This is a genomic window from Lentzea waywayandensis (assembly GCF_900115955.1).
Classification (GTDB): domain Bacteria; phylum Actinomycetota; class Actinomycetes; order Mycobacteriales; family Pseudonocardiaceae; genus Lentzea; species Lentzea waywayandensis.
In genome coordinates, this window is sequence record NZ_FOYL01000008.1 from 99,406 (window position 1) to 126,310 (window position 26,905).

Sequence of the window (26,905 nt, forward strand, 5' to 3'; positions counted from 1 at the left end):
GTGATCCTGCCTAGACAGTTCACTCCTGCCGGGAAGGTACCTGCTCCGCGGGTGTTCTCCTTGCGGTGTCAGGTTTCTGTCAATGAAGTGGGCTGAGCGGGAGCCGGTGGAACGTACTCGTCAGGGCTTCGTGCTCGCGGCGTGTGTAGCCGAGGAACTGAATGCGACGCAACCTCGTGTCCGGGTGATCGACGAGATGATCGATCGCGGCGGCGACCATCGCCTCGGTGGTGCTGAGAACGTCCGCGCGTGCGGCGCCTGTGCCCAGCAAGGGGAACAGAACACCGCGCAGGGGCAGGGGATCCAGTTCTTCCACCACCGATAGGACATTGCGCACGCAGCGGCCGACGTCGCCCACCTGGCGGTAGCCGGCGCCGGGTTCGCCGTGCACCGCGGCAACGTGGATCACGTGCCGAACGTTGTGCGTGCGCACCAGCTCCCCGGCCCCGGTGGCGATCACCGTGCCGGGCGCCACCGGCCGCCTTCCCACCTTCGCGTCGAGCTCGGCGGAGATCAGATCGTCGACCACCTGCCCGGACTCCTCGCGGACGGACCCCCAGAACCGGATGACACCCGACACGCTGAAGTCCGTCGGCCTGGCCATGCGCATGTCGGTGTTCTCGCTGTTGGCCCAGACGTCGGCGGTGGTGCAACGCAGGATGTCGCCGGGCACGATCGCGAGCTCGCACTCGGGCCCGTCGGTGAGGCGGAAGACGGAGGCCGCGCCCGACGCCCTGGTCTCGTCGGGCGGAGGTGGCAGGAGATCGCGCAGCTCCTGCACCAGATGAGCCAGATCGTCGTCGATGGTGTAGTGCCTCAGCCTGAGGCGCTGGCAACGTGCCAGTGCCGCGATGCCGTCGGGAAGGTCCTCCTCGCAGGGGACCTCCGCGTCCTCGATGAGAACCGGTATCACCCTTACTCCGCGGGAAAACGCATCACTGATCTCCCGCTGGACCCAGTCGTGGCGGGGATCGCCGAGCAGGTCTCGCCACGCCGAGCCGATGACGGCGATCAGCACCCGGCACGTCCGCAGGGTGTCGAAGACCTGGTCGACGAAGTCGTCGCCGAGCCTGATCGACCGCGGGGCGAGGAACACCTGGCTTCCGCCGAGGTGCTGGGCCAGCGCCTGGTGGACCAGCGTTGCGTATCCGGGCTGGTCCTGGACGCGGTAGTTGACGAAGACGGCGGCCACACCTCCAGCGTACGGCGGTCGCGCGCGATCTCTGTCCACTTAGGACGTGTGAGCCCTGGTGCGGTAGATCGACTGACCCGGTTCGGTACTGTTGGTGCAGGGGTGTCATGCGTGGCTTGAGGATCAGACCGGCGCAACCCGAGGACCTGCCGTCCCTGGCCGGGAGCCTGGGGCAGGCGGGGTACTTCGCCGACCGCCTCGACCGGCAGCTCGACGACCGCGGGATCCTGCTCACGGCGTGGCACGCCGGTGTGGTGATCGGTGCCGTCTACCTGTGGCTGGAGCCGGCCGAGGAACGGGAGATCCGGACACACCTGCCGGGCACCCCGCTGGTCACCCACCTGGAGGTCCACCCCGACCATCAGGGCCGGGGTGCGGGGACGAGTCTTCTCCACGCCTCGGAGTGGTTGCTGGCGTGCAAGGGCTACCGCGAGGTGGCGCTCGCGGTCGAGGTCGGAAATGAGCGCGCGGAGAGGCTCTACACCCGGCTCGGCTTCCGGGAGTGGCCGCATTCGCAGGTGAAGTGCTACAGCTCCGCCGAAGGCAACGGGCACCGGATCGTGGAGACCTGCAAGGTCCTCGTCAAACCCCTGCCGGGATAAACGCCTGCTGCCGGGGCAGGTACCTGCTGCGCACCGCGAGACCCAGTTCGCTCAGCACCTTGCCGACGTCACCCGCGCGGGGGTTCTGCTTCCTGCTCGGCTGGTGCCGTTCGAGATGGCACTGCCACGTGCTCTGATCGGCACACCAGGACCGCACGTACTCCCTGCACAGCTCGGGCTTGATGTACTGGGACTGTTCGCACGCCGCCCTCAACGAGCTGAGCATCCTGTCCCGCCGCTCGGAGTCCTTCTTCAAGCGCCGCACCATGGTGATGGTCTCCATGATGAAGCTCTGCCGCTTGGCCAGGTAGTGCCGCCAGTAGGTCATGTCGGCCTCACGAAGTGACCGTCCTTCGTCCAGCAGCCAGAACAGCCCTTCCGCGAGAACGTCGCCGAGCTCCTCCTTCCGGGCCCGATCGTCGCAGGCGAACGGGTCGTACGGCTTCTGCACCGCGACGCCCGTGACGGCTGTCGGAGGGAGCCGTTCGTTCTTGGTCAGGAAGAGCCAGTCCTCGTTGTAGATGTTGGGGAAGAACGAGGAATTCGACGTCGAGTGGACTACGAGCGCGCCGCCGCCGACGAACACGTCCTGTGCGCCGCCGGCTTCGCGATAGGCGTGGCACACCACGGAGTTGTCCGGAAATCCGTGGATGTTGAGGCCGACTCCGGCGAACTCCTCGGTGAGTGCCGCCGCTCTGCTCAGATCGAGTGGTTCCGGGATCAGGATGTCGTCGTCGAGGAAGACGATTCGTTCCCAGCCTGCCATCCGTGCGATCAGCAAGCCGAGGTTCCGCTTCTGGCTGGTGTCGGCGTGCCGGCTGAACCTGGTGCCCTCCAGCAGATCGCACGTGCGGAACCGCGGCAGCAGGTTCGTGGGGAGTTTGTGCGCGTCGATGGCGAGCAGTTCCACGTCGGCATCGACTGCGCGGTCGGCCACGCCGTCGGCTGACGACTGCTTGCTGCACAGGGCTACCAGGATGCATCGGAGCTCTGCGGCCAGATTGATGGCGTGCTCCATCGCCCGCGGGTCGCGGGCGGTGGGCACGATGATCGCGTCCACCGGCGCCAGAGGTGAGTCCCTCTGGGCGGGGTACAGCAGACCGCGGTGTGAGCCGTGGTGGTGCTGGGAACGGATCCGGATGGATTTGGTCACGTGGTGGTCTCAGGCCATTCATGCAGGAGGAAATCGGGACTGGTCCAATCGGGCGTCACGACGGACCCCGCCAGAACCTGAACCCGGCTGATGATGCTGAACGTGTCGTGGCCCGCGAAGCGTCTGTGCACGTGGGCGTTGTTGCGGACGCGGAATCGCGCGTCGGTGAGGGCGCGGACCGCGCCGAGGGTTCCCCGGGAGAACATGCCGTTGCAGATGGTGACCGTGCGGTTCCTGTTGAACGGGTTGGGCGAACGGTAGAAGTGTGCGACGTCTTCCTCGAGGACCCTTTGACCGCCCATGTCGCGCAACACGGGCCTGAACGTTCTGCGGACTCCGTTCTCCGTGACCTCGAATCCGCTGAGGTTCGTGTCGTCGGGCCGGTTCTGCTGCTTGATCGGTAGGTCGATGCGGTGCAGAACCTCGGCGGTGACCTGGTTCCAGTCGACACCGCCCAGCAGCACGAGATGGCTCGAGTAGTCGTCCGGGGTGAGCGAGAGCGAGCCCGCGCGGATGTACACGTTGTTGTCGGGGTTCAGCGCCCGGATGTGTCCGTGCAGTTCCAGCAGCGAGTCCAGGTCCGAGTACCGGTAGAGCTCCACGTAGTCGGGATCTTCCGGGTCCGTGAAGGGAAGCGGGGCGAGAAGATATTCCGGCAGCTCGGAGCAGACGATCGTGATGTTCTCGTCGGTCGGGAACTTCCAGAGGTTGTCGGTGACCGACGGGGGACTGGCGGCGGGAGCCGCTTCCGTCACCTGGTTGCGCAGTCCGGTGAGTTCCGCGATCAGCGAGTCCCTGCGCGCTTCTTCGTCCTCGGTCAGCGGGTCGATCAGCCGGAACTGCTTCTGGTCGACGGAACGGGCGGTCGCGAAGAAGATCGCGTAGGCGTCGAGCCGGTGCTGGGGAGGCAGAACCGGGTCCTTCGTCCGTTCCCAGGAGGAGATCAGCGGAACGCTGACGTCGAACGCCTTGGCCAGCTGTTCCTGCGTGATGCGCTTACCCGGCCAGCACGACTTGCGCAGCGACCGCAGTCGCCGCGCGAGTTCCAGTGCCGGATCCTCAGCGGAGGTCACGCCATCACGTCCTTCAGCTGAAATTCAGTGAAAGGTACCGCAACGCTGATTTGTCGCCGCTCGCCACGCCAGCATTACAGCCGACTTCAGTCATCCTGGTCATCGGCCGGTCCGTCCGTGGCAACTCGTCTAGCCTCTTGCCTCCGACTTCACACGGGCCTTACTCTGAAGTCTAGACCTAAACCTAGATCAAACTGAAGTTTTCTGAAGTGCCCTCCCAGCTGACGAGGTCAGGAGGCGGGGAGCATGAGTACCCTGTCGTCGATTCAGCCGATCTACCCGATTCCGCGCGTGATCCTCGTGGCGGCCATCCAGGGCACCGCGGTGAGCACCAACTCGGTGAAAGCTCACCAGCGGTCGGACACGTACGACCTGTTCGAGCAGGCGTTGCTGGACAGTGGGAGCACGACCGATCTCCGCGACCGGTACGTCGACCGGGTCGACGGGCCGATGGCGCTGCTGCACCCCTCGGACAGCTTCCCGAAGACCTGGCTGCTGACCAGGTTCGCGCCGCGGCTGCGGGCACTGCTCGACGAGCGCAACGCCGGCGAGCGCCAGCCGTTGCGGCTCGCGGTCGCCATCCACTCCGGGGACGTGGCCTGCGACTACGCGGGATGGTTCGGCGAGGAGATCGAGATCGCCAACCGGTTGCTCGCCGCTCCAGCTCTCAAAGCCCGCCTCCAGCAGACTTCCTCGCCGCTCGTTCTGGTGGTGTCCGAACAGATCCACCGCTCGGTCGTCAGGCACGGCTACGACGGCATCGACGCGGGCGCGTTCACACCGCTGATCGAACTCCGGGTCGCGGGTCTGCAGTGCCGCGGCTGGGTGCACGTGCCCGGCTGAAGGTTTTCGGACTACCCGGCTGTGGTCGCGTTCTCGAAGACGACCTGAATGTTGCTGCCTGGCAGTCGTTTCGGCAGACCGGGTGGCAGCGCCCGTGCAACGGCGCGGAACACCTCGCGCATCGCGGTCTCGTCGTACTCGGCGGGAGTCTCGGTGGCCTGCAGGATCAGGCCACCGCCCGGGAGTGCGACGGATTTGTGCATTGTGGACGGATCCACGAGGTCGACCAGTTCGGCTGGGACGACGGTGATCCAGGAGTAGCCGCGCAGCGCGGTCCGGCCCGCGACGACCGAGTCGGTCGTCGGCGGCGAAGGACGTGGAGTTGTTGGTGTTGCGGCACGAGATGACCTCGGTGTTACGCCGAGGTCATCGTCGTCCGCGGTTGGACTGGGCTGATCGTGCGGTGCTGGCCGCATTGGTGACGTGCATCTGCACTCGACCCCGCCGCCACCTGGACCAGTTCCCCGACGGGCAACTGTTCATGGACCTCCACGGGTTCAGCTCCGCGGAAGAGCCGATGGCCCCGGCGGTGGCGGTGCGCAGGTTCCTCGACGCTCTGGGGATCGATCCAAGCTGGATCCCGACCGACCTGGACGCGCAAGCCGCGCTGTACCGGAGTTTGGTCGCCGACCGGCGGATGCTGATCGTGCTGGACAACGCCGCCACCGCCGACCAAGTCGTCCCACTGCTGCCCGGCCTGCACCGTGCTGGTCACCGGCCGCGCCAGGCTGGCCTCTCTGATTGACAGGCACGGCACCCGACACCTGCAACTGGACGTGTTCAGCCGCGCCGAGGCGCGTGCCCACGGCAACTCGACGATCTCGGCTCGCGCCACGACGCTGATCAGCCACCTCGGAATGCCGAATCCGCCAACTAGCCCCTGGTCACTTCAGCTCGCCGCCGCTCGGGCGCAGCCGGCTCAGCTCCGCTGCACAAGACCGCGTAGACCAGGGTGCGGCCGAAGATCGGCAGGAATGCCGGGGCGAGCGCCGTCAGGTAGGTCTGCGCCATCCACGGCGGCACCCGCTCGGCGTGCTGATCAGCGGTGTGGTGGTCGCTTCCTGGCGTGCGTGCAGGACGGGCTTTGCCGCGCGGCTGGTGTGACTTCGCGTCGGAGCTGTATCTCCGCCGGGGTGCGGATGACTTCTCAGGTGGAGGTCACGGCGGCTCTGGGGGGCGGACATGCCGCAGTTGCGCATCCACTTCACCGATCGGGACTTCGCGCGCACGCGGCTGAGGCTGAAACCGGACCTGATGTGGGAGATCGTCAGCAGCGCGCAGATCCTGCAGCACAAGGACGGCGACCTGTCGTTCGGTGCGTGGCGCCGCAGTGTGCGCGAGCTCGCCGCGCGTGATCCGGAGCTGCGAGCGGCGCTGCACACCGTGGTGACGGTGGCGCCGCACGCGGCCTACTTCCCGGATCTGCTCACGCCGCCGGAAGACCTGTGCGGCATCGACCAGTGCGTTGACGCGGTCCTGTCGACGGAGTCGGACCGCCTGCGCGCGGAGATCGATCTGATTCGCCCCGGGTCGGGGCCGGAGGCGAGCTGGCTGGACGACCTCGCCAGGGGGAGATCCCCAGCACTCCGGCAGCTGCGTGAGGCCTTGCGCGTCTACTTCAGGTCCGTGATCGCGCCGCACCTGCCGATGATCGAGGAAGGGCTGTGCTCCGACGTGGCGCCCTGGATCCAGCGGTACCTGCACGACGGCCCGGAGGGGCTGCTGGACGCGCTGGGGCGCGGCACCCGGTGGGACCTGCCTGTGCTGTTCGTCGACTACCCCGTCGACCGGGACCTGCACCTGGACGGCAGAGGCCTGGTGCTGATCCCGTGCTACTTCGTCCTGCACCACCCGGTGGCCCTGGCGGATCCCCAGCTGCCTCCCGCGCTGGCGTTTCCCATCCGCACCGAGTCACGGCTCCTGGCGGCCGGGCGAGCCGGCGGCGACCACCTGACGGCGCTGCTGGGCTCCACCAGGGCGTCGATCCTGCGGTCGGTGGTCGGCGGGAGCACCACCACCAGGCTCGCGAAGCTGGTGGGCGTCGCCCCGGCCACGGTGAGCCACCACACCGGCGTCCTGCGCGAGGCCGGTCTCATCGCCACGGAGCGCGAGGAGAACTTCGCCCATCACCTGATCACGCCGCTGGGGCTGAGGATGCTCGCCGCCGATCGCTGAGCGCGGCGTTCAGCGGAAGCACTCGTTCGCCTCCTCGACCCACCGGTGGGAGCGGACGATCACTCCCGGCCACCCCTGGGCCTGCCCGCCGTGGCGGAGGAAGTAGGCGATGTACGGGGCCGAGTGCAAGCACACCCCGGCCGAGTTCGGACTCGTGTTGTTGTCGACGACCCGCACCGGCTTGGACCGCGACCACGAACAGAGCCAGTTTGGGGTCGACGGCATCCCAGCTGCGGCGGTTGCCGCTGCCGGCGATGGCCGGCCACACACACAAGTCGCCGCTGGGGCACGACAACACCTGCACCGAGACGTCCTGCGGTTTCGCCGCCGCGATACCCGCCGACGACGACAGCGCGAATGCTGCGGCGAACAAGCACGCACAGTGCTTTTCCCTTGTTCATCCTTGAGACGTGGAGGCGGCCGAGGGCCACCCCGCCGCGTTGAGCGCACTCTGTCGGCGCGGCGGAGTAGCCCTGTACGACGTCGGCTAGGAGTTGAAGCACTCGTTGCCAGAACTCACCCAGCGGTGTGACCTGACGATGTACTGGGGGCCGGGCACGTACTGTTGGCCTTGGGGTACGTAGTACAGCCAGTGGCTGTAGTTCGCGTTGGCGTACAGGCAGACACCGCTGAAACTCGAGCTGGTGCCGTTGTTGTAGATGGCTTTCACCGTCTGGCTGGACGACCAGCTGCACACGACGGGGGTGTTCCACCAGTCGTTGTCCCTGTTCAGCCAACTGCAGCGGTTGCGGCTGCCATCGGTGACCGGCCAGACGCAGAGGTTGCCCGAGGAACAGCTCAGAGCCTGCGGCGTGACACCGGAATCGGGCGTTTGCGCCCTGCCCGTCGTGGCGGGCCGGGTCGTGGCGGTGTCGGTGGGGCTGGTGTCGGCGGTGGCGGTGCTCACCAGGCTGGCCAAGGCTCCGAGAACAACCAACAGCACACACAATGCTTTTCTCATCTTGCCCCCTGAGATTGATGTGCGGGACGCGGAGTATGCCGAGACCGCCACGCGCCGAGAGGGTCCTTCGAACCTGGTCGAAGCCCTTCCACCCGACCCGGACTGACCGCGGCGTCAACTTTCGTCGCGCGAAATTCGATACTCCAGCGTGCCGCGCGAACTTGGGCTTCTCGTAGCTTGAGGGCGGGATTACCGCTGTGCGGACCAGGCCGAGGCGCTGCCGGCGACGACCATGATCGGAGATGCGGCGATCCCGTTCCGCGGGCACGCGCTGATGGTCGTGCCGGCGTCTTCGACTTCGATACCCGGTAGGGGTAGGGCTGGATGCCGAGGCCCATATCGATGGAAGAGGCATGTCGACGCGTGGCCGCCGGTAGCCGTCATCGGGTTCCCTTTGATCCCGGTGGGCGCTGTTGTCGGGGCCACGGTCGGTGCAATCGCCGCAGACCTTCTGGTGGCACGTGCTCGCCCCGTGCTGGCCGGTGTCGCTGTGGGCGGGCGCGATCGTGCTCGCTGGATCAACTGGTGCGGCCGTCGGCTTGTTCGCGTCGGCGACCGTCAGTTCGGCGAACAGGTCAGCAGCATCAGTGTGAACATCGCCGCGGACGCGCCGGCGAGGGGGAGCGCCATGGCGGTGATGCTGGCGATCCCGCCCGAAACCAGCCTGCGCGTGCGATTCGGCAGCCGGTGCCGCTGCAGGCGGTCCAGACGCACCTCCAATGCGTCCCTGCTCATCGCGAGGGCGGAGTTCGGAGCGCCGTGGCACGACACGCGCAAGAGGGCGGCTCGGACGGTGTCGGCGCCGTGGGTGCGCGCGGCGGTCAGGTCGGCTGACATCTCGACGAGTTCGCCGATCGCGTTCGCCGCGCGCTTGAACAGCGGCAGGATCGGCAGTGCGGCGGCTACCGCGTTCGCGGCGGCGACCAGCAGGTGATGACGTCCGTCGAGGTGCGCTCGCTCGTGATCGAGGACGGCGTCGACCTCGTCGGGGTTCAGGTGGCGGTGTAGTCCTTCTGTGGCGACAACGATGCCGGGTTTGCCCGCGAGGCTGAACGCGAGCGGGCGGTCGTGGTCGAGCCACACCGTGGGGTGCGCGCCGGGTTCGCGTCGTCCGGCGAGGCGCAGGACGGAGAGGTGTTCCTCGCGGGCGCGGGCCCTTTGCCGGGCGCCGCGTGCGCCGACGATCGCGCACCGAATGAGCAGCGCGGTCACCAGAGTGCCGCCGGCGATGCCGCTGATCGCTTCGATCGTGGGTGTGGTGCCGTGGGTCACCGACTCCCAGCAGTGGTGCAGGTTGTCGAGGGCGGCGAGGCCGTGCTCGGGCAGCAGGAGCAGCACCATGGCGACGGCCGAGGTAGCCACGACCGCGATGATCGAGCTGAGCCAGGCGGCGACGGCGACCGCAGGGTCGCTGAGTCGCCGCAGCAGGCGCGGTGCCAGCCAGCCCACCGCGGCGGACCCGAGCAGCAGGGCCAGCGCGACAGTCATTTCCCGGTGGCCTTTTTGCGGAAGGCCCGGCGCAGCACCGCGGACTCCTCGGCGGTCGCGGACTGCGCGAAGTGCAGCAGTGCTGCCTCGGGATCGCCGGAGGCCACGAGCACGTCGCGCACGGCGTTGGTAGCGGCTTCGACGCGGCTGATGGTGGGCTGGTACGAGTAGGCCTTGCCCTCGAGCTCGCGGGACACCCAGCCCTTGCGGTGCAGGTTGTCCAGCACGGTGAGCACGGTGGTGTAGGCGAGTTGTTTGCCGGTGTCCAGCCGTTCGAGCACCTGGCGCACCTTGAGCGGCTCTCGGGCGTGCCACAGCACGTCCATCACCGCGGCTTCCAGCTCACCCAGTCCGCGCATCGTCGATACCCCTTCCGCAGATGGGAAGTATGCCTGGGCATCGAGACAGCACACTAAACTGAACATCACTGTTCGACTTATGGCTTGCCTTGGCGTACGTTAACTCGAACATACGTGTTCGGGTTAAGGGGTAGGTATGAGTCAGATCGCCGTGCGAACGAACTGGTGGGTGTTGGTGCTGCTGTGCTTGGCCCAGTTCATGGTGATCCTGGACGTGACGGTCGTGAACGTCGCGCTTCCGGTCATCGCGACCGATCTCGGACTGGACCGCGCAGCGCTGACGTGGGTGGTCACGGCGTACACGCTGTGCTTCGGCGGGCTGATGCTGCTGGGCGGCCGGCTGGCCGACACGATCAGCAGACGGGGCGTGTTCCTCGTCGGGTTGGCCGTGTTCACGGTCGCGTCGCTGGCGTCCGGGTTCGCCGGGAACGCGACCACACTGGTGGTCGCGCGCGCCGCACAGGGCGTCGGTGCGGCATTGCTGTCCCCGGCGGCGATGTCGATCGTCACCACGACCTTCCACGGGAAGGAGCGCAACCGTGCGCTCGGCGTGTGGGCGGCGATCGCCGGAGCGGGCGCCGCAGTCGGAGTTCTTCTGGGCGGCCTGTTCACCGCCGGGCCCGGTTGGGAGTGGGTGTTCTTCATCAACGTGCCCGTCGGCGTCTTCGTCGCTGTGCTGCTGCCGCGATTGGTGCCGTCCGGCCGAAGTGGACGGACACCGGGGAAGGTCGACATTCCAGGTGCGCTGATCGTGGTGCTGGCGATCGGCGCGTTGATCTACGCGCTGGTGCGCGCGGGGGACACCGGCTGGGGTGGCGGCAGCACACCGTACTTCCTCGCCGCCGGCCTTGGGCTGCTCGTGATGTTCGTCGTCGTCGAACGCAGGGTCGCCGAGCCGTTGGTGCGGCTGGAGCTGCTTGCCCGGCGCCCCGTGGTGGCCGGCAACCTGGTCATGCTGGCCGCCTCCGGCCTGCTGCTGGCGAACTTCTTCCTCAACTCCCAGTACCTCCAGCACGTGCTGCGCCTCGACGCCCTCGAGACCGGGCTGATCTTCCTGCCGGTGGCGCTGGTGATCGGGCTCGGCACCCACCTCGGTGTTCGTGTCGTGAACCGGTTCGGCGGACGCCCGGCCGTCGCCGTCGGGTTCGGCCTCGCTGCGGTGGGTGCGGTGCTGCTGGCCCAGGTGCCGGCCTCCGGGAACGCCCTGACGGCGGTCCTGCCCGGCTTCCTGATCTCCGGTCTGGGCCTCGGGGCCACGTTCGTCACGGCGACGACTACGGCGATGGCGCACGTCGGTCCCCATGACGCGGGCACGACGTCGGGCCTGATCAACACCGGGCACGAGCTCGGGGCCACCCTCGGCATCGCGTTCGTGTCGACCATCGCCGCCCAGAGCCTGCAGGGAGGCGGCCCAATCGCCGGCTTTGGTGCCGCGTTCACCGCGACCGCGATCGCGGCAGCCGTGGCCGCGGTGGGCGCGACGCTGCTCGTTCCGGCAGGCCGTCCGCCCGCGACCGATGGTCCGGTGTTCGCGCACTGATCGGCCGTAGGCTTCCGGACGTGGCCACTACGGAGACCCGGCGCCGCGCTGACGCCGAACGCAACATCGCCGCCATCCTCGACGCCGCCCTGGTGCTGTTCACCGAGGAACCGCAGTCGAGCATGGTGGCGATCGCGCGTGCCGCGGGCGTCGGCCGGGTCACCCTCTATGCCCACTTCCCGTCCCGCGAGGTGCTGCTCGAAGCAGTGCTGGACCGGACAATCGCTGAGGCAGGCGAGGTCATCAGGAAAGCGGCGCCAGAGGAAGGCTCCGCGACCGAGGCGTTCGGGCGGCTGCTGCGGACGTCCTGGCACGTGCTCAACCAGCACCGCAAGCTCTTCGAACTCGCCCAGCGCGAGCTTGGCCCGGTCCGGCTGCGGCAACGGCATCGCGAGGTCGTCGACCACGTCGAGGGCCTGCTCGCACGGGGCCGGCTGGAGGGCGTGATCCGGTCCGACCTGCCGATGACCTGGCTCGTGACCACCGTCTACAGCCTGCTGCACGCGGCCGCGGAGGACGTCAACACCGGACAGCTCAAGGCAGACGACGCAGCCGATGTGCTGGAGGCGACCCTGCTGCCCGCCCTCAAATCCTGAGCCCGGTCGCACCGCGTGGCTTGTAGACAGCGAGTGTCAACGCCACGACCAGAACCACGAGGGCTCCACCGGCATGCACCACGAACGTCGGCGACCGCAGCGGCGCCAGGTCGGAAGCCGGATCAGCCGCGACCGCGGCGAACTGATCCACCGTGCGCGTGTAGATGAGCAGCACCGCGGTGGCGAACACGTTCAGCGCCAGCTTGAAGATCACCCAGTAGTGCCGGAACAGGCCCCATGCGGAGCCGAGCGACGAAACCAGGCCGGTCAACAGGGACGCGACCGCGAACGGCAGAACCACGTACCAGACGATCGGTTCCGCGATCAGGTTCGCGGCGCGCACTACGCGATCGTCCTGAGTGGTCACCCCGACGACCGCCACGGCCAGAAACGTGAGCACGGCGCCGAACCAGCCCACCGAGGACGCGATGTGCAGGGCCAGGGCGAGCTTGCGCAGGCGCGGCTTCATCGGTGCATGCCTGGGCCGTGCTCGATGGGGAGACCGAGCAAGACGAGGAACAACACGATCACCACGGCAATGACGATGCCCATGATCTTCACCCAACGCGGTGTGTCAGCCATGAACGACAGTTTACGAGACACTCTGTATTTATCAAGACGTAGTGTCTCGATCCCGTAGGATGTGAACGTGCCGAAGCTGTGGAACGAGACGATCGAGACACACCGCCGCGACGTGCGTCACGCGATCCTGGCCACCACTGCGGCGTTGGTGGCCGAGCGTGGCCTGCTGAACGTGACGATGTCGCAGATCGCGGAGCAGACTGGCATCGGGCGCGCGACGCTCTACAAGTACTTCCCGGATGTCGAGGCGATCCTGCGCGCCTGGCATGCGGAGCGGATCGCTCACCACCTCGCCCATCTGATCGACGTTCGCGACCAGGCGGTCGGGCCTGCCCAGCGCCTCGAAGCAGTCCTCGAGGCGTTCGCTGTGATCTCGCACGGCTCGCATGGCCACTTCGACACCGACCTCGTGGCGCTCCTGCACCGCGACGAGCAGGTCGGTCACGCACAGGAGCAGGTTCGTCACGTGATCCGCGACCTGCTGGCCGAGGCCGCGGCGGCCGGTGAGGTCAGAGCAGACGTGGCTCCTGCGGAACTCGCTGCTTACTGCGTTCACGCACTTGCCGCGGCCGGCACCTTGCCTTCCAAGGCTGCTGTTCGCCGGCTTGTCGCGGTCACGCTCGCCGGCCTTCGTCCGATCGCCTGACCTTGTCTCGTTGTTCGCCCCACCTGCCGGTATTCGAGGTAGTTCCTAACGAGCCAGGAAGTCGGCGATTCGGGTCGTCCAGGTCTGCACGTCCGCGACGGTGGTCGACACGTGCAGAGTCGAGTCGGGCAGAAACTCGTGCAGACGTTTCGCAGTCGACACCGGATGCAACGGGTCGGTGTCCCACGTGAGGATCAGCGCTGGATGAGCGAGCGTCGCGATCTCTTCCGGCGCCGGAAGGTCCGACTCGCCGATGCCGCGCAGGATCGGGGCGAGCAGCTCGTCCGGGATGTCGGGCGTCAGGTCGAAGGCCGGGTAGTCGGCGAAGATCGGCAAAGGTTCCCTCCTGGCCCACTCCTGCCGCCAGTGCGCGGCGCCGCGCGACTCGATGACCTCGGCGCTGTCGGTGTACCACTGCCGTGCCTGGTTCGGACCTTCCTCCCACGCCACCGGTGGAATGATCAGCACGAGGCTGCGGAAGCGTTCGGGTTCGGCGAGGGCGGCGCGCAACGCGACGTCGCAGCCCAGCGAGGAGCCCATGAAGTCGATCGGCTCGTCGAGGCTCAGCCCGTCCAGCAGGGCGAGCAGGTCGAGGGTGAAGTTCTCGAAGCGGTAGTCGTCCGCGATCGGGCGGCCGGTCGAGTGCCCGTGGCCGCGCTGGTCGTAGGTCAGCAGCCGGCGATCGGCCGCGAGGGCGTCGAAGTCGAGAAGGTGCAGGCGGCGGACTGCGGCGCGGCTGAGGAAGACGCCGTGGGCGTAGCCGAGAAGTGGTCCGGATCCGGTGAGTTCGTAGGCGATCTTCGCGCCTGCCCTGGTGACGTAGCTGTCCTGCATCACTGCCCCCTCAGTGTGCAGGTGGTCCGGCTCGCGGATGCGAGCCGGACCACCTGGTCAGACGGTGTGCTTGTTCGCGCTGCGGAAGCCCCGCAGGCGCAGGCTGTTGCTCACCACGAACACCGACGAGAACGCCATCGCGGCCCCGGCGATCATCGGGTTGAGCAGGCCGAGTGCGGCCAGCGGCAGGGCGGCCACGTTGTAGGCGAAGGCCCAGAACAGGTTGCCCTTGATCGTGCCGAGCGTGCGGCGCGACAACCGGATCGCGTCCACCGCAGCCCGCAGGTCACCCCGCACGAGCGTGAGGTCGCTGGCCTCGATGGCGACGTCCGTGCCGGTGCCCATCGCGAGCCCGAGGTTGGCCTGGGCCAGTGCGGCGGCGTCGTTCACGCCGTCGCCGACCATCGCGACCACGCGGCCCTCGGACTGCAGGCGCTTGACCACGTCGACCTTGTCCTTGGGCAGGACCTCGGCGATGACCTCGTCGATCCCGACTTCTGCGGCCACGGCCTTGGCTACGGCTTCGTTGTCCCCGGTCAGCAGAACCGGACGCAGACCGAGCGCTCGCAGTCCGGTGATCGCCTCGGCCGAGGTGGGCTTGACCGTGTCGGCCACGACCAGCACACCGCGTGCCTCGCCGTCCCAGGCCACCAGCACGGCGGTACGGCCCTTGTCCTCCGCCTCCTTCTTGGCGGTGGTGAGCTTCTCGCTGAGCCGGACGCTCCACTCCTCGAGCAAGCGAGCGCGGCCGACGAGGACGGCGTGCTCGCCGACGACACCCTGGACTCCGAGGCCCTCAAGGTTCTGGAAGCCCTCGACCGCGGGAAGCTCGCCGACGCGTTCGGTGGCACCGGTGGCGATCGCCCTGGCGATCGGGTGCTCGGAGGCGTGCTCCAGCGCACCGGCCAGGCGCAGCACCTCCTCCTCGGTCACGTCGTCTGCCGAGTGGACCTCGACCAGGCTCATCTGCCCCGAGGTCACCGTGCCGGTCTTGTCCAGCACAACGGTGTCAACCCGCCGGGTGGACTCCAGCACCTCCGGACCCTTGATCAGGATGCCGAGCTGCGCGCCGCGGCCGGTGCCGACCAGCAACGCGGTGGGCGTGGCGAGACCGAGCGCGCACGGGCAGGCGATGATCAGCACTGCGACCGCGGCGGTGAACGCCGCCGAGGCACCCGAACCGGCACCGAGCCAGAACGCCAGCGTTCCGACGGCGAGTGCGATCACGATCGGCACGAAGACCGCGGAGACCCGGTCGGCCAGGCGCTGGATCTCCGCCTTGCCGCTCTGGGCGTCCTCGACGAGCTTGGCCATCTGCGCCAGCTGCGTGTCCGCGCCGATGCGGGTCGCGCGTACGACGAGCCGGCCACCCGCGTTGACGGTCGCACCGACGACCGCGTCACCGGTGGTGACCTCGACCGGCACCGACTCGCCGGTGAGCATGCTCGCGTCGATCGCCGAGCTGCCCTCCTCGATCACGCCGTCCGTGGCGATCTTCTCGCCCGGCCGCACGACGAACCGGTCGCCGACCGACAGGTCGTCGATGCTGATGCGCTGCTCGCGTCCATCCCGGAGCACCGCGACTTCCTTGGCGCCGAGTTCGAGCAGGGCACGCAGTGCGGCGCCGGCGCGACGCTTGGAGCGGGCCTCGAAGTAGCGGCCGGCGAGGATGAACGTCGTCACGCCCGCTGCGACCTCGAGGTAGATGTTGCCCGCGCCGGACATCCGCTCGACGGTGAGGGAGAAGCCGTGCGTCATGCCCGGTACACCGGCGGTGCCCAGGAACAACGCGTACAGCGACCACAGGAACGCAGCGCCGACGCCGATCGAGATCAGCGTGTCCATCGTCGCGGCGCCGTGCCGCAGGTTGGTCCACGCGGCCTTGTGGAACGGCCATGCGGCCCACACCACGACGGGTGCGGCGAGCGTGAGCGACAGCCACTGCCAGTAGGTGAACTGCAGCGCGGGGATCATGGCGAGTGCGATCACCGGCACGGTGAGCACGATCGAAGTGATCAACCGCTGCCGCAACGAGCGCGTCGGATCCTCTTCGGTCTTCTCCGCGTTCTCGCCGGTCTGCGGGGGAGCGGGCAGCTCGGCCGAGTAGCCGGTGTTCTCGACGACCTTCACCAGGTCCTCGGCGGTCAGCGACTCGGGGAAGCTGACCCTGGCCTTCTCGGTGGCGTAGTTGACACTGGCCTGGACGCCTTCGAGCTTGTTGAGCTTGCGCTCGATCCGCGCGGCGCAGGAGGCGCAGGTCATGCCGCCGATCGACAGCTCGATCTCACTGGTCGGTGAACTCATGGAGCGCGCCTCCTCGAGGGTGCCGGGCTCAGCCACCGTGACCGCCGTGGTCGTCGGCAGGCGGGGTGGCCGGAGCGGATGTGGACGTGGAAGGTGTGGACGGTGCGGGGGCGGTTCCGGTGGTGCCGAGGGTGAACTCGGCGGTGCGGACCTTGCCCTCGTGCTGGAAGTCCAGGAACAAGCGGTAGCGACCGGAGGTCGGCACCTCGACCACGAACTTCACCTCAGGACCGGCGCCCGGTGCGTCCATCGGGTGGACGTGCAGGTAGGCGAGGTCGGCCGAGCGCAATGCCACCAGGTGGCCGTTCGCGCCCAGGTAGGGCTGCAGGTCGGTGACCGGCTTGCCGTCCTTGGTGACGGTCGTGGTCACCATGGCTTCCGCGCCGGGCTTGAGCTCCCCGTCGAGGCGGACCGTGTAACCGTCCACTGTGAATTCACGTGTATCGGTGTCGTACTGCTTCGGCTCGTAGCCGCCCGCGACCTGGATGTCAGTGCCGAGCGTGGTCTTGGTGCCGTTCTCCGGCTTGAAGTCGGCGAAGACCCGGTAGCTGCCGGCGGCAGGCAGGGTCAGCGGCACCGACCACGTTCCGTCCGCGGCCATTTCCGGGTGCACGTGCTGGAAACCGGAACCGTCGCGCCGTACCAGCACGAGGTGCAGCCGCTTCTCGTGCTCCACGTCGAACTTCGTGATCGTGCCGCCGTCGGGGGTGCCGATCGTGAACTGGAACGGCTGCTGTTCGCCGGCGGTCGCGGTGGTGCGCAAGGGCTTGAGCACGTAGCCGTTCTCCGCGACGGACAGACCGGGCGGCAGCTCGTCGCCGCTGTTGCTGGAGGGGGTCTGCGCGGCGCCGTGGTCCGTCGCGGCCGGCGCGGTCGCACCACCGGTCGGGCCAACGGCAGCGCCGGCAGCCCAGGCGCCGCCGAAGACGATCGCCAGCACGCCCGCGTAGGCGGTCACCTTCGTGGCGGTGTTCATCTCCGGTCCTTTCAGCTCGCGACGAGCGTGTAGCCGGCCTCGGTGACCGCGGCGCGGACGTTGTCCTCCGCCACCGGCTGGTCGCTGATGACGGTCACCTTGCCGCTGGCCAGCTCGACGTCGACCTTCTGCACGCCGCCGATCTGGCTGATCTCCTCGGTCACCGAGCTGACGCAGTGTCCGCAGGTCATGCCGGTGACGGTGTAGGTGGACTCGGCCATGGGGGAACTCCTCGTGTACGGGTGGGACCGGGTGGTCAGGAGCGGACGAGACGGGCGATGGCGTTGCTGGCCTCGGCGATCTTTTCGTCCGCCTTGGTGCCGCCTTCGGTGATGGCCTCGCTGACGCAGTGCTTCAGGTGCTCGTCGAGCAGTCCCAGTGAGACGGCCTGGAGTGCGCGCGTCGCCGCGGAGATCTGGGTGAGCACGTCGATGCAGTAGTCGTCGTTCTCGATCATCCGCTGCAGACCGCGCACCTGGCCCTCGATGCGCTTCAGGCGGCGCAGGTGGGCTTCCTTGTTGTCGGTGTAGCCGTGCATCTACCGCTCCTGTCGATCGGTCCGTCGCGCGGCCGGTCGCAACTGACCGGGGGAACGACGGGCGCTTGCCACCTTTATACCTAAGGGGGGTATGGGTGTGCAAGAGTCCATGGCTATACGGGGTAGGGGTATCTGCTGTGACCTGAGGCACGCATCGGCCAGGTGGCGATGGATGACCGTAGAGTTGCATAACTACTATGCGTCTTAGTAGATGATTCTGGAGGACGACATGACTGCTCAGCCCGCATCGTTCGGCCGCCGGGGCCTCTTCCGGCTCGGTTTCGGCCTCGCGGTGGCCACAAGCGCCGCAGGCTGCGCGAGCGGCGGCGGGCCCTCCGGCGGAACATTGATCGGGCCCAGTTCGCCAAAGGTGGCGGCCGCCGAGCGCGCCCGTCAGATCGAGGGTGCGCGGAAGACGTCGGTCAAGCTCGCCGCGGTTCAGACCGAAGTCGACCTGGGTGGTGTTACGGCGAGCACCTGGTCGTACGGTGACCTTCCCGGCAAGGAGATCAGGATCAGGCGCGGCGATCTGTTGAACGTCGAGCTGCGCAACCAGCTGCCCCAGCCGACGAGCATCCACTGGCACGGCCTTGCACTGCGCAACGACATGGACGGCGTACCGGACCTCACTCAGAGTGAGATCGTGTCGGGTGGTTCCTTCACCTACGAGTTCACCGCGCCAGACCCCGGAACCTATTGGTTCCATCCGCACTCGGGCGTGCAGCTCGATCGCGGCCTCTATGCGCCGCTGATCGTGGAGGACCCGGAGGACGGCAGTAACTACGACACCGAACTCGTCATCGTGCTCGACGACTGGCTCGACGGACTCGGCCGGACACCGGATGCCGTGTTCGACGAGCTGCGCGCCAACGGCATGCCCGGCATGGACCACGGCTCGATGCCCGGCATGCCCGCCATGCCCAAGTCCGAGCTGCTCGGGGGCGATGCCGGCGACGTCATCTATCCGCACGTGCTCGCCAACGGCAAGGTGTGGAAGGCCCCGCGGACCTTCGCCACCAAGCCGGGGCAGCGCATCCGGTTGAGGTTGATCAACGCGGCGGCCGACACGGTGTTCCGGGTCGGTGTGCCAGGGGCGCCGATGACCGTGACCCACGCGGACGGCTTCCCCGTGGTGCCGGTGGAGCTGGACGTCGTGCTGCTGGGCATGGGGGAGCGGCTTGACTGCGTCGTGACCGTGCCTGATCGGACTGTGCCGGTGCTCGCCCTCGCCGAGGGCCGTGGGTTGTTCGCTCAGGTAACGCTGTCCACCGGAGTGGCGGCGTCAGCGGACAGTGAAGCGCTCGCCGCGGAACTGGCGAAGCTGGTGGTGCCCGAGATGAACGCACTCCGGGCGGCGGACGGCGTCGCCCTGCCGTTGCGTGAGCCGGACGTGACCCACGATCTCGTCCTGGAAGGCCCCGGTGACAAGTACACCTGGACGATCAACGGCAAGGTCTACGACCCGACAGAAGGACTGCCGATCCGCTCCGGGCAGGTGGTACGGCTGCGGATGCAGAACAAGTCGAAGATGTTCCATCCCATGCACGTGCACGGCCACACGTTCCAGGTGCGGGCGAACGGCAAGATCGGTCCTCGCCGGGACACCGCGATCGTGTTGCCCAACCGGGAACTGATCGTGGACTTCGAGGCCGACAACCCCGGCCAGTGGCTCACCCACTGCCACAACGTGTACCACGGCGAGGCAGGGATGATGGCGGTGCTGTCCTATGTGGAGTGATGGTCACCGGCCAGTGGGGTAGGGCCAGGCGTTGGGCTTGCACACCTTGCCGTCCTTGCTCACCCGGTCAGTGCCCAATGCGGCCAGGTAGTCGTTCGAGACGCCCCACGACTGCTGCATCATCACGGGCGCCAGCGCACCGTTCTCCTGACAGGACTTGTGGTCGTAGCCCAGGCCGTGGCCGACCTCGTGGTTGACCACGTACTGCTTGTACTCCGCCAGGGCACCCTGGAACGAGACCGCGCCCCGCACCCAGCGCGTGACGTTGATCGTCACGTTGTCGCCGTTGACGCACGAGCCCTCGAACGGGATCGCGAACCCGCACACGTCGCGGGTTGTCATCTGCGAGGTGAGCCTGATCCTCAGGTCGGGCTTGCCGGAGTCGACGCGCTGGAAGCCGTGCTGCTTGTCGCCGATCCAGCCGCGCGGGTCGGTGAGGATCGTGCTGACGTCGGTGGCGAAGGTCTCGGGGCCGCCGACGAGCTGCACACCGTCTTCGATCTCGACGGTGTAGGTGACTCGGTTCGGCCCACCCACCGCGGGGCTGGTTCCGGGAACAACCGTCCACTTCTTCCCACCTTGGACGGTGAAGGCTCCGCCGGGTGGTAGTTCGGCGGACGCGGTCGCCGCACCGAAGACCTTCGGATCGGGGTTCGGTGCGGGAGGTGTCCGGTTGGTGAGCGTGTGTCCAGCTTGATCGTGCGCGACGGCATTGGGCTGATCGAGTTGCCGCGTCGGAGCTGCTGCCTCGGGAGGCGGGGGTGTCAACGTGTCACGCACGGCCACGGCACTCAGTCCGAAGAGGGCGAGCACGGCGACCGCCGCCACGATCCACTCTCGGACGGGGCGTCGACGAGACGGCCGGGCTGAACGGCCGCGGACCGGATCCAGCCTGGCGGCCAGCGGCCTGCCGGCCGGGCGTTCGCGCAGCTGCTGCTTCATCGCGCAACAGCATGCCACAGCACCTACGAAGATCCGTAGTAGGGAGAGAGGCCGGTCCCTGGGGGAGAGTGCTGCCGAAGGGCGGATGCCGGAGGTGCCTGCGGCATCGGCCCGCGACCGGTCAATGGCCGGCTGACGCCCCGCCTCGGATCGCCGCGCTAGATCGCGGCTCTGGCCGCCTGGTTGGTGCTGGACGCGACCGGTGTGTTGTGAGGCAGGAATCTTCTCCGTCGTACTGGCGCCGCCGCGTAGGTTACTATTTTCGATAGTAGATACGCGGGGGTGTCGATGGACGGCGCTCAGGTGCAGGCCTGGTCGTGGAGTTGGGCTCGCGCGCTCACCGGCGCAGTGCTGAGCGCTGCGGTCGTCGGTGTGCCGACCGATGTCATCGACAACTCGATGTTCACCCGCATGACCCAGGTCCGGTGGTGGGAACTGCCCGTGCTCCTGCTCACGGCGGTCCTCACGGCCACGTGGGCGGGTATCCGGCCAGGTGTTCAGCAGGACCGTGCTGGATCAGCCCGCGTTTACGGCGGCTCATTGCTCAGCGCGCTCGCGGTCGGGTGCCCCGTCTGCAACAAGATCGTCATGGCGTTGCTGGGAGTGTCCGGCGCGCTCGGTGTCTGGGCTCCGCTGCAACCGCTGCTCGCCTTGGTGTCGTTGGCCGTGCTCGCCACTGCCGTGGTCGTGAGGTGGCGGCGGCGCGAGTGCGCGACTGTCGAGTGTTCACCCGTAGGGGTCTAGCCGACCGGATGTACTACTCGTGATAGTAAGTCACGCGTTGATGTCCGGCAGGAGGCTTCATGAGGGTGCCGCACCTGGTGCTGGCGGTGTGCGTGTTCGCCTTGGCGGCCTTCCTGGCGATTCAGTTCGTGTTCGTGCTGCCGTTCATGGTGCAGAACGGCAACCAAGGTGCAGTCGCCGGAGCAACAACAGGGCAGGCCACCTTCGACATCGCCAAGATTCCACCGCTGGCTCGGGAAATGGCTCCGATCATCACGTCGTTCGTCGCCACGGACTGCCCTGAGCTCAATCCGTTGCGGGTCATCGCCGAGGTGCAGGCCGAGTCCGGCTGGCGGCCGACCGCGTGGAGCAACGACAGCAACGGTGGTGCGGCCGGTCTGCTCCAGATCAACCAGGCGAACTGGAAGAACCTCGGTGGACAGGCGTGGGTGAGCGTTCCGCCTCCGTCCGGTGCGGACATCTTCGATCCGTCCGTCCACATGAGACTTGGACTCAAGTTCCTGTGCGGCAACTTGCGCGGTATGGCCGCGCACATCAAGCAGACTGGTAAATCACTCGATCCTCACGACGCGATGAGCGTGTGTCACATCGCAGGGTGCGGCCGGGTGATGTTGAGCCGCACCGGAATTCCTCAGTCAGGAGAAGCAGGATGCGGCGATGAGTGCGTGTCCCTCATCCGCCGATATCTCGACAACATCCGCAAGTACGAACGTGAGTGGGCCGCCGCCCCGAGCGCGCCCTCCGGTGACGGAGGACCGGTACCAGGCGGCGCGGATCTCACCGGGCTGCCCGCACCGGTGCCCTATACCGGGCCGCCCACAGGATGCGTCGTCGACGACCCCACGACAGCGGGATGCCTCACCGCGGCCACCGCCCACGCGTTGCAGCAGATCCGCAGCGCCTTCGGGCCGCAGATCGCCTCGGTCACCTGCTATGGAGCGCGACCAGAGACACCGTTCAGCGACCACCCGACCGGCAAGGCCTGCGACGTGTTTCCGGACCGGTTCGGCGTGTTCCCCGCTGGCGAGCGGCTCGCGGCAGGCTGGCGCATGGCCTCCTGGACGCGGGCCTACGCGGGTCCGTTGAAGATCCGCTACATCATCTGGCAGGGCCGCTACTGGGATCCGACCACCGGCGACCAGGGCGGGTGGGGCGAGAAGTACACCGGCGCGGGTGTGTACGACGTCACCAATCCCACCGGCGGTCACTACGACCACCTGCACATCAGCTTCACCGCGTGATCGAGGAGCGATGCGATGGCAGCCGGCAGTCCACGAGGTGTTCTGCTGGCCGTACTGGCTGCGGGTGGTCTGCTGCTGGTGTCCGTGTTGATCGACAGGGACACCAACGGAGAGCAGGCACCGGTGGCCACCTCGGCTCCACCGTCGTTGCAATCGCCGCCGGCGACCGAGGAACCTGTCGGGCCTGCTGCTCGATCCGCGATAGGCGAAACACCGCCGGCGCCGCTCTCGGGCGCACCGACAGCGGCGGCGGGCACGAACTTCGCCGATCCCCGGTCCGTGGCGAGGGTCTACGTCGAGGCCGCGCACTCGGCTGCGCCGGACGAGATCGGCCGTGCCAACCGCCGGGTGCTGCCGTACCTCGCGCCTGAGAACCCCGACAACCCGCGTGGTTCGCTGGTCGTCGAGGCGACCGGCAAGGCGGTCGTGATCAGCGTGGAGGTGGCTGTCGGCAACGAGGAGCAGTCGGCGGTGACCACGAAGTCGACATGGCGATCAGGCGACGGCCGGCTCCGCGAAACATTCGTCACGTTGCGTCGCCAACCTGACGGACGCTGGCTTGTCAGGGCCGAGATGGCGCAGCTACAGCCTGCCGACCGGTGAGCGGCCTGGTCAGGCGGGACAAGCCACGGTCACGACGGCGAACATCGCGCCCGCAGCGACCAGGACGGGAAGAGCCATGGCGGTGAGGCCTGCCAGGCCGCAGGAGAAGAGCTGACGGCGTCGGCTTGCCGGAGCGGGTCCGTCGAGCAGGCGCTCGACGCGCACGTCCATGGAGGTGCCGCTCATCGCCAGTGCCGTGCCCGGCGCACCGTGGCGAGACACCTTGAGCAGGGCACTCCGCACCGCGTCCGCACCGCATTCGCGGACAGCCGCCGCGTCAGCGACCAACTCCACCAGCTCACGCAGCATGCCGGGTGCCAGCTTGAACAGCGGCAGGAACGGGAAAGCGCCGGCCATCGCCTCGCCGATCGCGACGATCAGATGATGGCGACCGGTCAGATGGGCGCGTTCGTGCGCAAGCACGGCGTCCACCTGGGGAGCGGTGAGCTGCTTGGCCAGGCCGTCGGTCGCCACGATCACACCAGGTCGGCCGGTGAGGCTGAACGCCAGTGGCTCGCCGTGCTCGAGCCACAACGTCTCACCATCGCGACGTGCGGCGATGCGCAGGACCGCGAGCTGGTCAGCTCGTCTGCGTGCACGTCGTCGCGCACTGCCCACCGCGCCGACGACCAGACGCGCGCTCAGGCCGAGTAGCAACAAGGCGCCTACGACGCCGCTGACGGCCTCGACACTGGGCGGAGTGCCGTGCTGGACCGAGGACCAGCAGTTGTCCAGTGCGGCAAGCAGGGGTTCCCCGAATCCGTGGTTCGGGAGGAGGAGAAGGACGACGCCGCCGAGCGCGGCGAGAGCCACAGCCGCCGCAGACGTCAGCCACGCGACTATGGCGACCAGTGGATCGCCGCCGTTCACGACCCGGCGAGCCAGGACCGTGGGTGCGAGCCAGCTCATCAGCGCCGCGCCGATCAGCAACGAGACCGCGACCGTCATGACGCGGACGACCTCTTCTTCCTCGGCAGGGCTTGGCGCAGGAGCTCGGACTCGCGTTCGGTCGCTGATTGCGCGAAGTGCATCAGCACGGCTTCGGGATCACCCGACGAGGCGAGGACATCGCGGACGGTGCGGGCGGCTGCCTCGGCGCGACTCAACGCAGGCTCGTACCGGTAGGCCTTGCCTTCGAGTTCGCGAGTGACCCAGCCCTTGCGGTGCAGGTTGTCGAGCACGGTCATCACGGTGGTGTACGCGAGCTTCTTTCCCGTTTCGAGCAGGTCGAGCACCTCGCGCACCTTGAGTGGCTGCTGCTCTTGCCACAGGACGTTCATCACCGCGGCTTCCAACTCGCCGAGTCCGTGCATCTTTCCTCCTGGCGGAAAGGATACGGCTGGAGAGGCCGGTCCTGACTACGATTGGCTATAGTAGTCGCTGGCCGGGGTCCCCCCCGTTCCGGCCTCCAACCTCGTCGAGGACAACCCCCAGGCTCGGCGAGAAGAACGTTCAGGCTGGGGCGGACTCGTCCACCCCAGCCTGAATGCCTTTGGTGCCTCAGGTCTACTTCAGCAGACCCTGCATCTCGGTGATCTCAGCCTGCTGCGCGGTGATGATGTCCTGCGCGAGCTTCTTGCTGTCGGCGTTGCTGCCCTTTTCGATGTGGGTCTTGGCCATGGTGATCGCACCTTCGTGGTGCTTGATCATCATTTCCATCCACATCTTGTCGAACTCGGCGCCCGTGGCCTGCCCGAGCTTGGCCATCTCCTCGGCGGTCATCATGCCGTTGCCGTTGCCCATCGAGCCGTGGTCCATTCCGGGCATCGACGACCCCGTCGGAGCGGCACCCCACTTGGAGAGCCACGCCGTCATCGTCTTGATCTCCGGGTCCTGCGCACCCTCGATGCGCTTGGCCAGATCGGTGACCTTCGGGTTCGTGCTCTTGCCCGGCATCATCTTGGCCATGTCCAGCGCCTGCTGGTGGTGGGCGATCATCTCCTGGGCGAACTGCACGTCGTGATCGTTGTGGTCCGCCGCCTGCTGGCCCGAAGCCGGGGTCGAGGCAGCGGTCGAGTTGTGCTGCATGCCACCCATGTCGTTGCTGCTACTACACCCCGTGACGAGTGCGACAGCCGCGACGCCTGCGACGCCGATTCCGATCAGAGACTTCCTCATTGGTGGTTCTTCCTTTTGTGCTTGGGGAAAGTGACTGCCTCTGGGATCGGGCCGATCACAACCTCAACACGCACAGGGAACTGAGCAAGTCACGACCGCCTCTGGGTGGCGGCCGTTCGGGAGTTCGTGGCCACGCCGCGGACGCCAGGAGGTGACCCGTGGTCGGGCGCGTCGTGCGCAGCAGCAACCACGCGAGCAGGAGCAGTGATACGACGGCGCAGAGCACGGCAACGCACAGGTGCAACATCTCGTGCGTCGGCTGCGGTACCGGATCCTCGGAAGGCGGAGCGTGGTGCGCGCTCGCGGACATGGACCCGTGCGCGAGCGACATGTCGTTGCTCACGTTGACGTGGTGCATCCCGATGACGCCGAGGAACAGCGCGCACAGCAGGATCCACTGGATCGTCCTGCTGCGCGTGCCCGGAGCCATGTAACTACCGTACCTAGTAGGTTGCATCACTGCTTTGTACGGGTTGCCGCTCCAGTTGGTTCAACAGCGGCAGGAAGACTGCGGCCATCAGCAACACCCGGTCACGAGCGACAGCGCGGCGACCTACTAGGAGAGATAGTAGACAATCTCGTGACGTTGCCGTAATTTGCGCCAAGGCATCGGGGGAGGCCTGTTCCCGACTACGGAGGTATGCGCGACGTGACGTCGCAACGATTCAAGCGCGGCACACGAGGTGCACTGGCGGCTGCGGCGGTTCTGGCGGTGGTCGGCAACACATCGGGCGCGGCAGGAGCTCAGCCCGCAGGCGACCCGGTCAAGCAGTACGAGGAGCTGAGCGGGCAGGCGGAGAAGCTCAACGACGACGTGCTCAAGGCCCAGGAGAACCTCGACGCCAAGAAGGCTGAGCTGACCAAGGCCGGCGCGGACCTGAACCAGGCCAAGCAGGCCGAGGGGCAGCTGCGCGGTCAGGTCGATGTGCTCACGGAGGTCACCTTCCAGGGTGCACGGTTCAACGGGCTCTCGGCGCTGCTCGTCAGCGACTCCCAGCAGGACTTCCTCAACCGCATGTCCGCGCTCGAAGTGCTGGCGGCCGACAACGCGGAGTCGATGGACAAGCTGTCCGCCGCGGTGGCGCAGGCGACCGACGCTCAGCAGCGTGCTGAGAAAGCGGCCAACGAGGCGGCGGCGGTCGCGGACGACCTCAAGAAGCGCAAGTCCGACCTGGACGGCCGGATCGTTGAGCTCCGCAAGGCCGTGAACAACCTCAGTTCGACCCAGAAGGCCGGGCTCGGGTTCGGTCAGGTGAAGGACACCGGCACATACCTGGGGCCTCCCGGTGCGGCCAACACGGCTCTGCAGGCGGCCCTGTCGAAGCGGGGCTCGCAGTACCAGTGGGGTGGCAACGGCCCGAACGCCTTCGACTGTTCCGGCCTGACGAAGTGGGCCTACGCCGCGGCCGGAGTCACGTTGCCTCGAGTGGCGGTGGACCAGTACCGCGTCGGCAGGCCGGTTGCCCAGAACGAGCTCCAGCCCGGTGACCTGGTGTTCTACGACGACGGCACGGGCAACCCCGCCGCGATCCACCACGTCGCCATGTACGTGGGCGAGGGCAAGATGGTGGACGCGCCCACCGAGGGGCAGCTCGTGGACGTGCGAGCGATCCGTGGCGACGGCCACTACATCGGCGCCCGGCGGATCGTCGGCTGA

At 67.7% G+C, this 26,905-nt stretch carries 30 protein-coding genes and 2 pseudogenes; 12 read left to right on the forward strand and 20 right to left on the reverse strand.

What is annotated here, in order from left to right:
* Positions 1 to 79 precede the first annotated feature (79 nt).
* Complete coding sequence (locus BM417_RS28325; protein WP_177320647.1) at positions 80 to 1,192, reverse strand: TIR domain-containing protein; 1,113 nt, start codon at positions 1,190 to 1,192, stop codon at positions 80 to 82.
* Positions 1,193 to 1,308: 116 nt separating this feature from the next.
* Between BM417_RS28325 and BM417_RS28330 the strand changes: the two genes are divergently transcribed.
* Entirely contained in the window at positions 1,309 to 1,794 is a 486-nt protein-coding gene (locus BM417_RS28330) for a GNAT family N-acetyltransferase (protein WP_177320648.1), read from the forward strand.
* Here the strand turns inward: BM417_RS28330 and BM417_RS28335 are convergent.
* Complete coding sequence (locus BM417_RS28335) at positions 1,775 to 2,947, reverse strand: hypothetical protein (RefSeq protein WP_093600922.1); 1,173 nt, start codon at positions 2,945 to 2,947, stop codon at positions 1,775 to 1,777. The two genes, BM417_RS28330 and BM417_RS28335, sit on opposite strands and share 20 nt — an antisense overlap.
* Positions 2,944 to 4,020, reverse strand: a complete 1,077-nt coding sequence (locus BM417_RS28340; RefSeq protein ID WP_093600924.1) for a helix-turn-helix domain-containing protein — start codon at positions 4,018 to 4,020, stop codon at positions 2,944 to 2,946. Before BM417_RS28340 ends, BM417_RS28335 begins: the two co-directional genes overlap by 4 nt.
* 246 nt (positions 4,021 to 4,266) lie before the next feature.
* Here BM417_RS28340 and BM417_RS28345 point away from each other — a divergent pair, with 246 nt between their 5' ends.
* Positions 4,267 to 4,863, forward strand: coding sequence for a nucleotidyl cyclase domain-containing protein (locus BM417_RS28345; RefSeq protein WP_093600926.1), 597 nt, complete (start codon positions 4,267 to 4,269; stop codon positions 4,861 to 4,863).
* An 11-nt stretch (positions 4,864 to 4,874) separates the two neighbouring features.
* Here BM417_RS28345 and BM417_RS28350 read toward each other — a convergent pair whose 3' ends face one another.
* Entirely contained in the window at positions 4,875 to 5,066 is a 192-nt protein-coding gene (locus tag BM417_RS28350) for a hypothetical protein (protein WP_093600928.1), read from the reverse strand.
* A gap of 242 nt (positions 5,067 to 5,308) precedes the next feature.
* Between BM417_RS28350 and BM417_RS28355 the strand changes: the two are divergent.
* Both BM417_RS28355 and BM417_RS28360 read left to right on the forward strand, forming a co-directional pair.
* Positions 5,309 to 5,666: pseudogene (locus BM417_RS28355) on the forward strand (tetratricopeptide repeat protein); the annotation flags it as partial.
* 379 nt (positions 5,667 to 6,045) lie between these two features.
* Positions 6,046 to 7,038, forward strand: a complete 993-nt coding sequence (locus tag BM417_RS28360; RefSeq protein ID WP_093600930.1) for an ArsR/SmtB family transcription factor — start codon at positions 6,046 to 6,048, stop codon at positions 7,036 to 7,038.
* Positions 7,039 to 7,047: 9 nt separating this feature from the next.
* Here the strand turns inward: BM417_RS28360 and BM417_RS49330 are convergent, their stop codons facing one another.
* From BM417_RS49330 to BM417_RS28375, 5 genes and pseudogenes are all read right to left on the reverse strand, one after another.
* Positions 7,048 to 7,263, reverse strand: coding sequence for a hypothetical protein (locus tag BM417_RS49330; RefSeq protein WP_245822211.1), 216 nt, complete (start codon positions 7,261 to 7,263; stop codon positions 7,048 to 7,050).
* A gap of 1 nt (position 7,264) precedes the next feature.
* A pseudogene (locus tag BM417_RS50335) lies at positions 7,265 to 7,342 on the reverse strand (peptidase inhibitor family I36 protein); the annotation flags it as partial.
* 183 nt (positions 7,343 to 7,525) lie between these two features.
* Positions 7,526 to 7,999, reverse strand: coding sequence for a peptidase inhibitor family I36 protein (locus BM417_RS50340; RefSeq protein WP_093600931.1), 474 nt, complete (start codon positions 7,997 to 7,999; stop codon positions 7,526 to 7,528).
* 558 nt (positions 8,000 to 8,557) lie between these two features.
* On the reverse strand, positions 8,558 to 9,487 hold the full coding sequence (locus tag BM417_RS28370) for a M56 family metallopeptidase (RefSeq protein WP_093600932.1): 930 nt from the start codon (positions 9,485 to 9,487) through the stop codon (positions 8,558 to 8,560).
* On the reverse strand, positions 9,484 to 9,846 hold the full coding sequence (locus tag BM417_RS28375) for a BlaI/MecI/CopY family transcriptional regulator (RefSeq protein WP_093600934.1): 363 nt from the start codon (positions 9,844 to 9,846) through the stop codon (positions 9,484 to 9,486). The genes BM417_RS28370 and BM417_RS28375 overlap by 4 nt, the downstream gene beginning before the upstream one ends.
* Positions 9,847 to 9,982: 136 nt before the next feature.
* On the opposite strand from BM417_RS28375, the gene BM417_RS28380 reads away from it, so the two are divergent.
* Both BM417_RS28380 and BM417_RS28385 read left to right on the forward strand, forming a co-directional pair.
* The gene (locus BM417_RS28380) at positions 9,983 to 11,386 is read left to right on the forward strand and encodes a DHA2 family efflux MFS transporter permease subunit (RefSeq protein ID WP_093600936.1); all 1,404 of its coding nucleotides are present in this window, start codon (positions 9,983 to 9,985) and stop codon (positions 11,384 to 11,386) included.
* Positions 11,387 to 11,406: 20 nt separating this feature from the next.
* A complete protein-coding gene (locus BM417_RS28385) occupies positions 11,407 to 11,982 on the forward strand; it encodes a TetR/AcrR family transcriptional regulator (RefSeq protein WP_177320651.1) in 576 nt (191 codons plus the stop codon).
* On the opposite strand, the gene BM417_RS28390 is transcribed toward BM417_RS28385, so the two are convergent.
* Positions 11,972 to 12,451 carry a DUF2269 domain-containing protein gene (locus BM417_RS28390; RefSeq protein ID WP_093600940.1) on the reverse strand — a complete coding sequence of 160 codons (480 nt, stop codon included), beginning with the start codon at positions 12,449 to 12,451 and terminating at the stop codon, positions 11,972 to 11,974. The genes BM417_RS28385 and BM417_RS28390 overlap by 11 nt on opposite strands.
* A gap of 180 nt (positions 12,452 to 12,631) precedes the next feature.
* Here BM417_RS28390 and BM417_RS28395 point away from each other — a divergent pair, with 180 nt between their 5' ends.
* Entirely contained in the window at positions 12,632 to 13,210 is a 579-nt protein-coding gene (locus tag BM417_RS28395) for a TetR/AcrR family transcriptional regulator (RefSeq protein ID WP_093601416.1), read from the forward strand.
* Between the two features lie 45 nt (positions 13,211 to 13,255).
* On the opposite strand, the gene BM417_RS28400 is transcribed toward BM417_RS28395, so the two are convergent.
* From BM417_RS28400 to BM417_RS28420, 5 genes are read right to left on the reverse strand one after another with little or no spacing between them, the layout of a single operon-like run.
* Positions 13,256 to 14,044, reverse strand: a complete 789-nt coding sequence (locus BM417_RS28400; protein WP_093601418.1) for an alpha/beta fold hydrolase — start codon at positions 14,042 to 14,044, stop codon at positions 13,256 to 13,258.
* A 57-nt stretch (positions 14,045 to 14,101) separates the two neighbouring features.
* The gene (locus BM417_RS28405) at positions 14,102 to 16,348 is read right to left on the reverse strand and encodes a heavy metal translocating P-type ATPase (RefSeq protein ID WP_093601420.1); all 2,247 of its coding nucleotides are present in this window, start codon (positions 16,346 to 16,348) and stop codon (positions 14,102 to 14,104) included.
* Between the two features lie 28 nt (positions 16,349 to 16,376).
* Positions 16,377 to 17,324 (reverse strand): hypothetical protein, encoded by a 948-nt coding sequence (locus BM417_RS28410; protein ID WP_093600942.1) that lies wholly within the window; start codon positions 17,322 to 17,324, stop codon positions 16,377 to 16,379.
* Between the two features lie 11 nt (positions 17,325 to 17,335).
* Positions 17,336 to 17,545, reverse strand: coding sequence for a heavy-metal-associated domain-containing protein (locus BM417_RS28415; protein WP_093600944.1), 210 nt, complete (start codon positions 17,543 to 17,545; stop codon positions 17,336 to 17,338).
* 35 nt (positions 17,546 to 17,580) lie between these two features.
* Positions 17,581 to 17,862 (reverse strand): metal-sensitive transcriptional regulator, encoded by a 282-nt coding sequence (locus BM417_RS28420; protein ID WP_090063762.1) that lies wholly within the window; start codon positions 17,860 to 17,862, stop codon positions 17,581 to 17,583.
* 229 nt (positions 17,863 to 18,091) lie between these two features.
* Here BM417_RS28420 and BM417_RS28425 point away from each other — a divergent pair, with 229 nt between their 5' ends.
* Positions 18,092 to 19,600: a multicopper oxidase family protein gene (locus tag BM417_RS28425; protein WP_093601422.1), complete on the forward strand. Its 1,509-nt coding sequence runs from the start codon at positions 18,092 to 18,094 to the stop codon at positions 19,598 to 19,600.
* Between the two features lie 3 nt (positions 19,601 to 19,603).
* On the opposite strand, the gene BM417_RS28430 is transcribed toward BM417_RS28425, so the two are convergent.
* A complete protein-coding gene (locus BM417_RS28430; RefSeq protein WP_093600946.1) occupies positions 19,604 to 20,542 on the reverse strand; it encodes a DUF3152 domain-containing protein in 939 nt (312 codons plus the stop codon).
* Positions 20,543 to 20,830: 288 nt separating this feature from the next.
* Between BM417_RS28430 and BM417_RS28435 the strand changes: the two genes are divergently transcribed.
* The 3 genes from BM417_RS28435 to BM417_RS28445 are packed head-to-tail and all read left to right on the forward strand — an operon-like array spanning position 20,831 to position 23,130.
* A complete protein-coding gene (locus BM417_RS28435; RefSeq protein WP_093601424.1) occupies positions 20,831 to 21,286 on the forward strand; it encodes a hypothetical protein in 456 nt (151 codons plus the stop codon).
* Positions 21,287 to 21,345: 59 nt separating this feature from the next.
* Positions 21,346 to 22,527: a transglycosylase SLT domain-containing protein gene (locus BM417_RS28440; protein WP_093600948.1), complete on the forward strand. Its 1,182-nt coding sequence runs from the start codon at positions 21,346 to 21,348 to the stop codon at positions 22,525 to 22,527.
* A gap of 15 nt (positions 22,528 to 22,542) precedes the next feature.
* Complete coding sequence (locus tag BM417_RS28445) at positions 22,543 to 23,130, forward strand: hypothetical protein (protein WP_093600950.1); 588 nt, start codon at positions 22,543 to 22,545, stop codon at positions 23,128 to 23,130.
* 9 nt (positions 23,131 to 23,139) lie between these two features.
* On the opposite strand, the gene BM417_RS28450 is transcribed toward BM417_RS28445, so the two are convergent.
* From BM417_RS28450 to BM417_RS28465, 4 genes are all read right to left on the reverse strand, one after another.
* Complete coding sequence (locus BM417_RS28450) at positions 23,140 to 24,078, reverse strand: M56 family metallopeptidase (RefSeq protein WP_093600952.1); 939 nt, start codon at positions 24,076 to 24,078, stop codon at positions 23,140 to 23,142.
* Entirely contained in the window at positions 24,075 to 24,443 is a 369-nt protein-coding gene (locus tag BM417_RS28455; RefSeq protein ID WP_093600954.1) for a BlaI/MecI/CopY family transcriptional regulator, read from the reverse strand. Before BM417_RS28455 ends, BM417_RS28450 begins: the two co-directional genes overlap by 4 nt.
* 193 nt (positions 24,444 to 24,636) lie before the next feature.
* Positions 24,637 to 25,248, reverse strand: a complete 612-nt coding sequence (locus tag BM417_RS28460) for a DUF305 domain-containing protein (protein ID WP_093600956.1) — start codon at positions 25,246 to 25,248, stop codon at positions 24,637 to 24,639.
* Between the two features lie 55 nt (positions 25,249 to 25,303).
* Positions 25,304 to 25,678 (reverse strand): hypothetical protein, encoded by a 375-nt coding sequence (locus BM417_RS28465; protein WP_093600958.1) that lies wholly within the window; start codon positions 25,676 to 25,678, stop codon positions 25,304 to 25,306.
* Positions 25,679 to 25,897: 219 nt separating this feature from the next.
* On the opposite strand from BM417_RS28465, the gene BM417_RS28470 reads away from it, so the two are divergent.
* Positions 25,898 to 26,905, forward strand: coding sequence for an NlpC/P60 family protein (locus tag BM417_RS28470; RefSeq protein WP_407656176.1), 1,008 nt, complete (start codon positions 25,898 to 25,900; stop codon positions 26,903 to 26,905).

Coding starts and splice junctions, on each gene's coding strand:
- BM417_RS28345 (WP_093600926.1), top strand. CDS start 4,267: ATGAGTACCCTGTCGTCGATTCAGCCGATCTACCCGATTCCGCGCGTG.
- BM417_RS28350 (WP_093600928.1), bottom strand. CDS start 5,066: ATGCACAAATCCGTCGCACTCCCGGGCGGTGGCCTGATCCTGCAGGCC.
- BM417_RS28360 (WP_093600930.1), top strand. CDS start 6,046: ATGCCGCAGTTGCGCATCCACTTCACCGATCGGGACTTCGCGCGCACG.
- BM417_RS49330 (WP_245822211.1), bottom strand. CDS start 7,263: ATGCCGTCGACCCCAAACTGGCTCTGTTCGTGGTCGCGGTCCAAGCCG.
- BM417_RS50340 (WP_093600931.1), bottom strand. CDS start 7,999: ATGAGAAAAGCATTGTGTGTGCTGTTGGTTGTTCTCGGAGCCTTGGCC.
- BM417_RS28370 (WP_093600932.1), bottom strand. CDS start 9,487: ATGACTGTCGCGCTGGCCCTGCTGCTCGGGTCCGCCGCGGTGGGCTGG.
- BM417_RS28375 (WP_093600934.1), bottom strand. CDS start 9,846: ATGCGCGGACTGGGTGAGCTGGAAGCCGCGGTGATGGACGTGCTGTGG.
- BM417_RS28380 (WP_093600936.1), top strand. CDS start 9,983: ATGAGTCAGATCGCCGTGCGAACGAACTGGTGGGTGTTGGTGCTGCTG.
- BM417_RS28390 (WP_093600940.1), bottom strand. CDS start 12,451: ATGAAGCCGCGCCTGCGCAAGCTCGCCCTGGCCCTGCACATCGCGTCC.
- BM417_RS28400 (WP_093601418.1), bottom strand. CDS start 14,044: ATGCAGGACAGCTACGTCACCAGGGCAGGCGCGAAGATCGCCTACGAA.
- BM417_RS28405 (WP_093601420.1), bottom strand. CDS start 16,348: ATGAGTTCACCGACCAGTGAGATCGAGCTGTCGATCGGCGGCATGACC.
- BM417_RS28410 (WP_093600942.1), bottom strand. CDS start 17,324: ATGAACACCGCCACGAAGGTGACCGCCTACGCGGGCGTGCTGGCGATC.
- BM417_RS28415 (WP_093600944.1), bottom strand. CDS start 17,545: ATGGCCGAGTCCACCTACACCGTCACCGGCATGACCTGCGGACACTGC.
- BM417_RS28420 (WP_090063762.1), bottom strand. CDS start 17,862: ATGCACGGCTACACCGACAACAAGGAAGCCCACCTGCGCCGCCTGAAG.
- BM417_RS28425 (WP_093601422.1), top strand. CDS start 18,092: ATGACTGCTCAGCCCGCATCGTTCGGCCGCCGGGGCCTCTTCCGGCTC.
- BM417_RS28430 (WP_093600946.1), bottom strand. CDS start 20,542: ATGAAGCAGCAGCTGCGCGAACGCCCGGCCGGCAGGCCGCTGGCCGCC.
- BM417_RS28435 (WP_093601424.1), top strand. CDS start 20,831: ATGGACGGCGCTCAGGTGCAGGCCTGGTCGTGGAGTTGGGCTCGCGCG.
- BM417_RS28440 (WP_093600948.1), top strand. CDS start 21,346: ATGAGGGTGCCGCACCTGGTGCTGGCGGTGTGCGTGTTCGCCTTGGCG.
- BM417_RS28445 (WP_093600950.1), top strand. CDS start 22,543: ATGGCAGCCGGCAGTCCACGAGGTGTTCTGCTGGCCGTACTGGCTGCG.
- BM417_RS28450 (WP_093600952.1), bottom strand. CDS start 24,078: ATGACGGTCGCGGTCTCGTTGCTGATCGGCGCGGCGCTGATGAGCTGG.
- BM417_RS28455 (WP_093600954.1), bottom strand. CDS start 24,443: ATGCACGGACTCGGCGAGTTGGAAGCCGCGGTGATGAACGTCCTGTGG.
- BM417_RS28460 (WP_093600956.1), bottom strand. CDS start 25,248: ATGAGGAAGTCTCTGATCGGAATCGGCGTCGCAGGCGTCGCGGCTGTC.
- BM417_RS28465 (WP_093600958.1), bottom strand. CDS start 25,678: ATGGCTCCGGGCACGCGCAGCAGGACGATCCAGTGGATCCTGCTGTGC.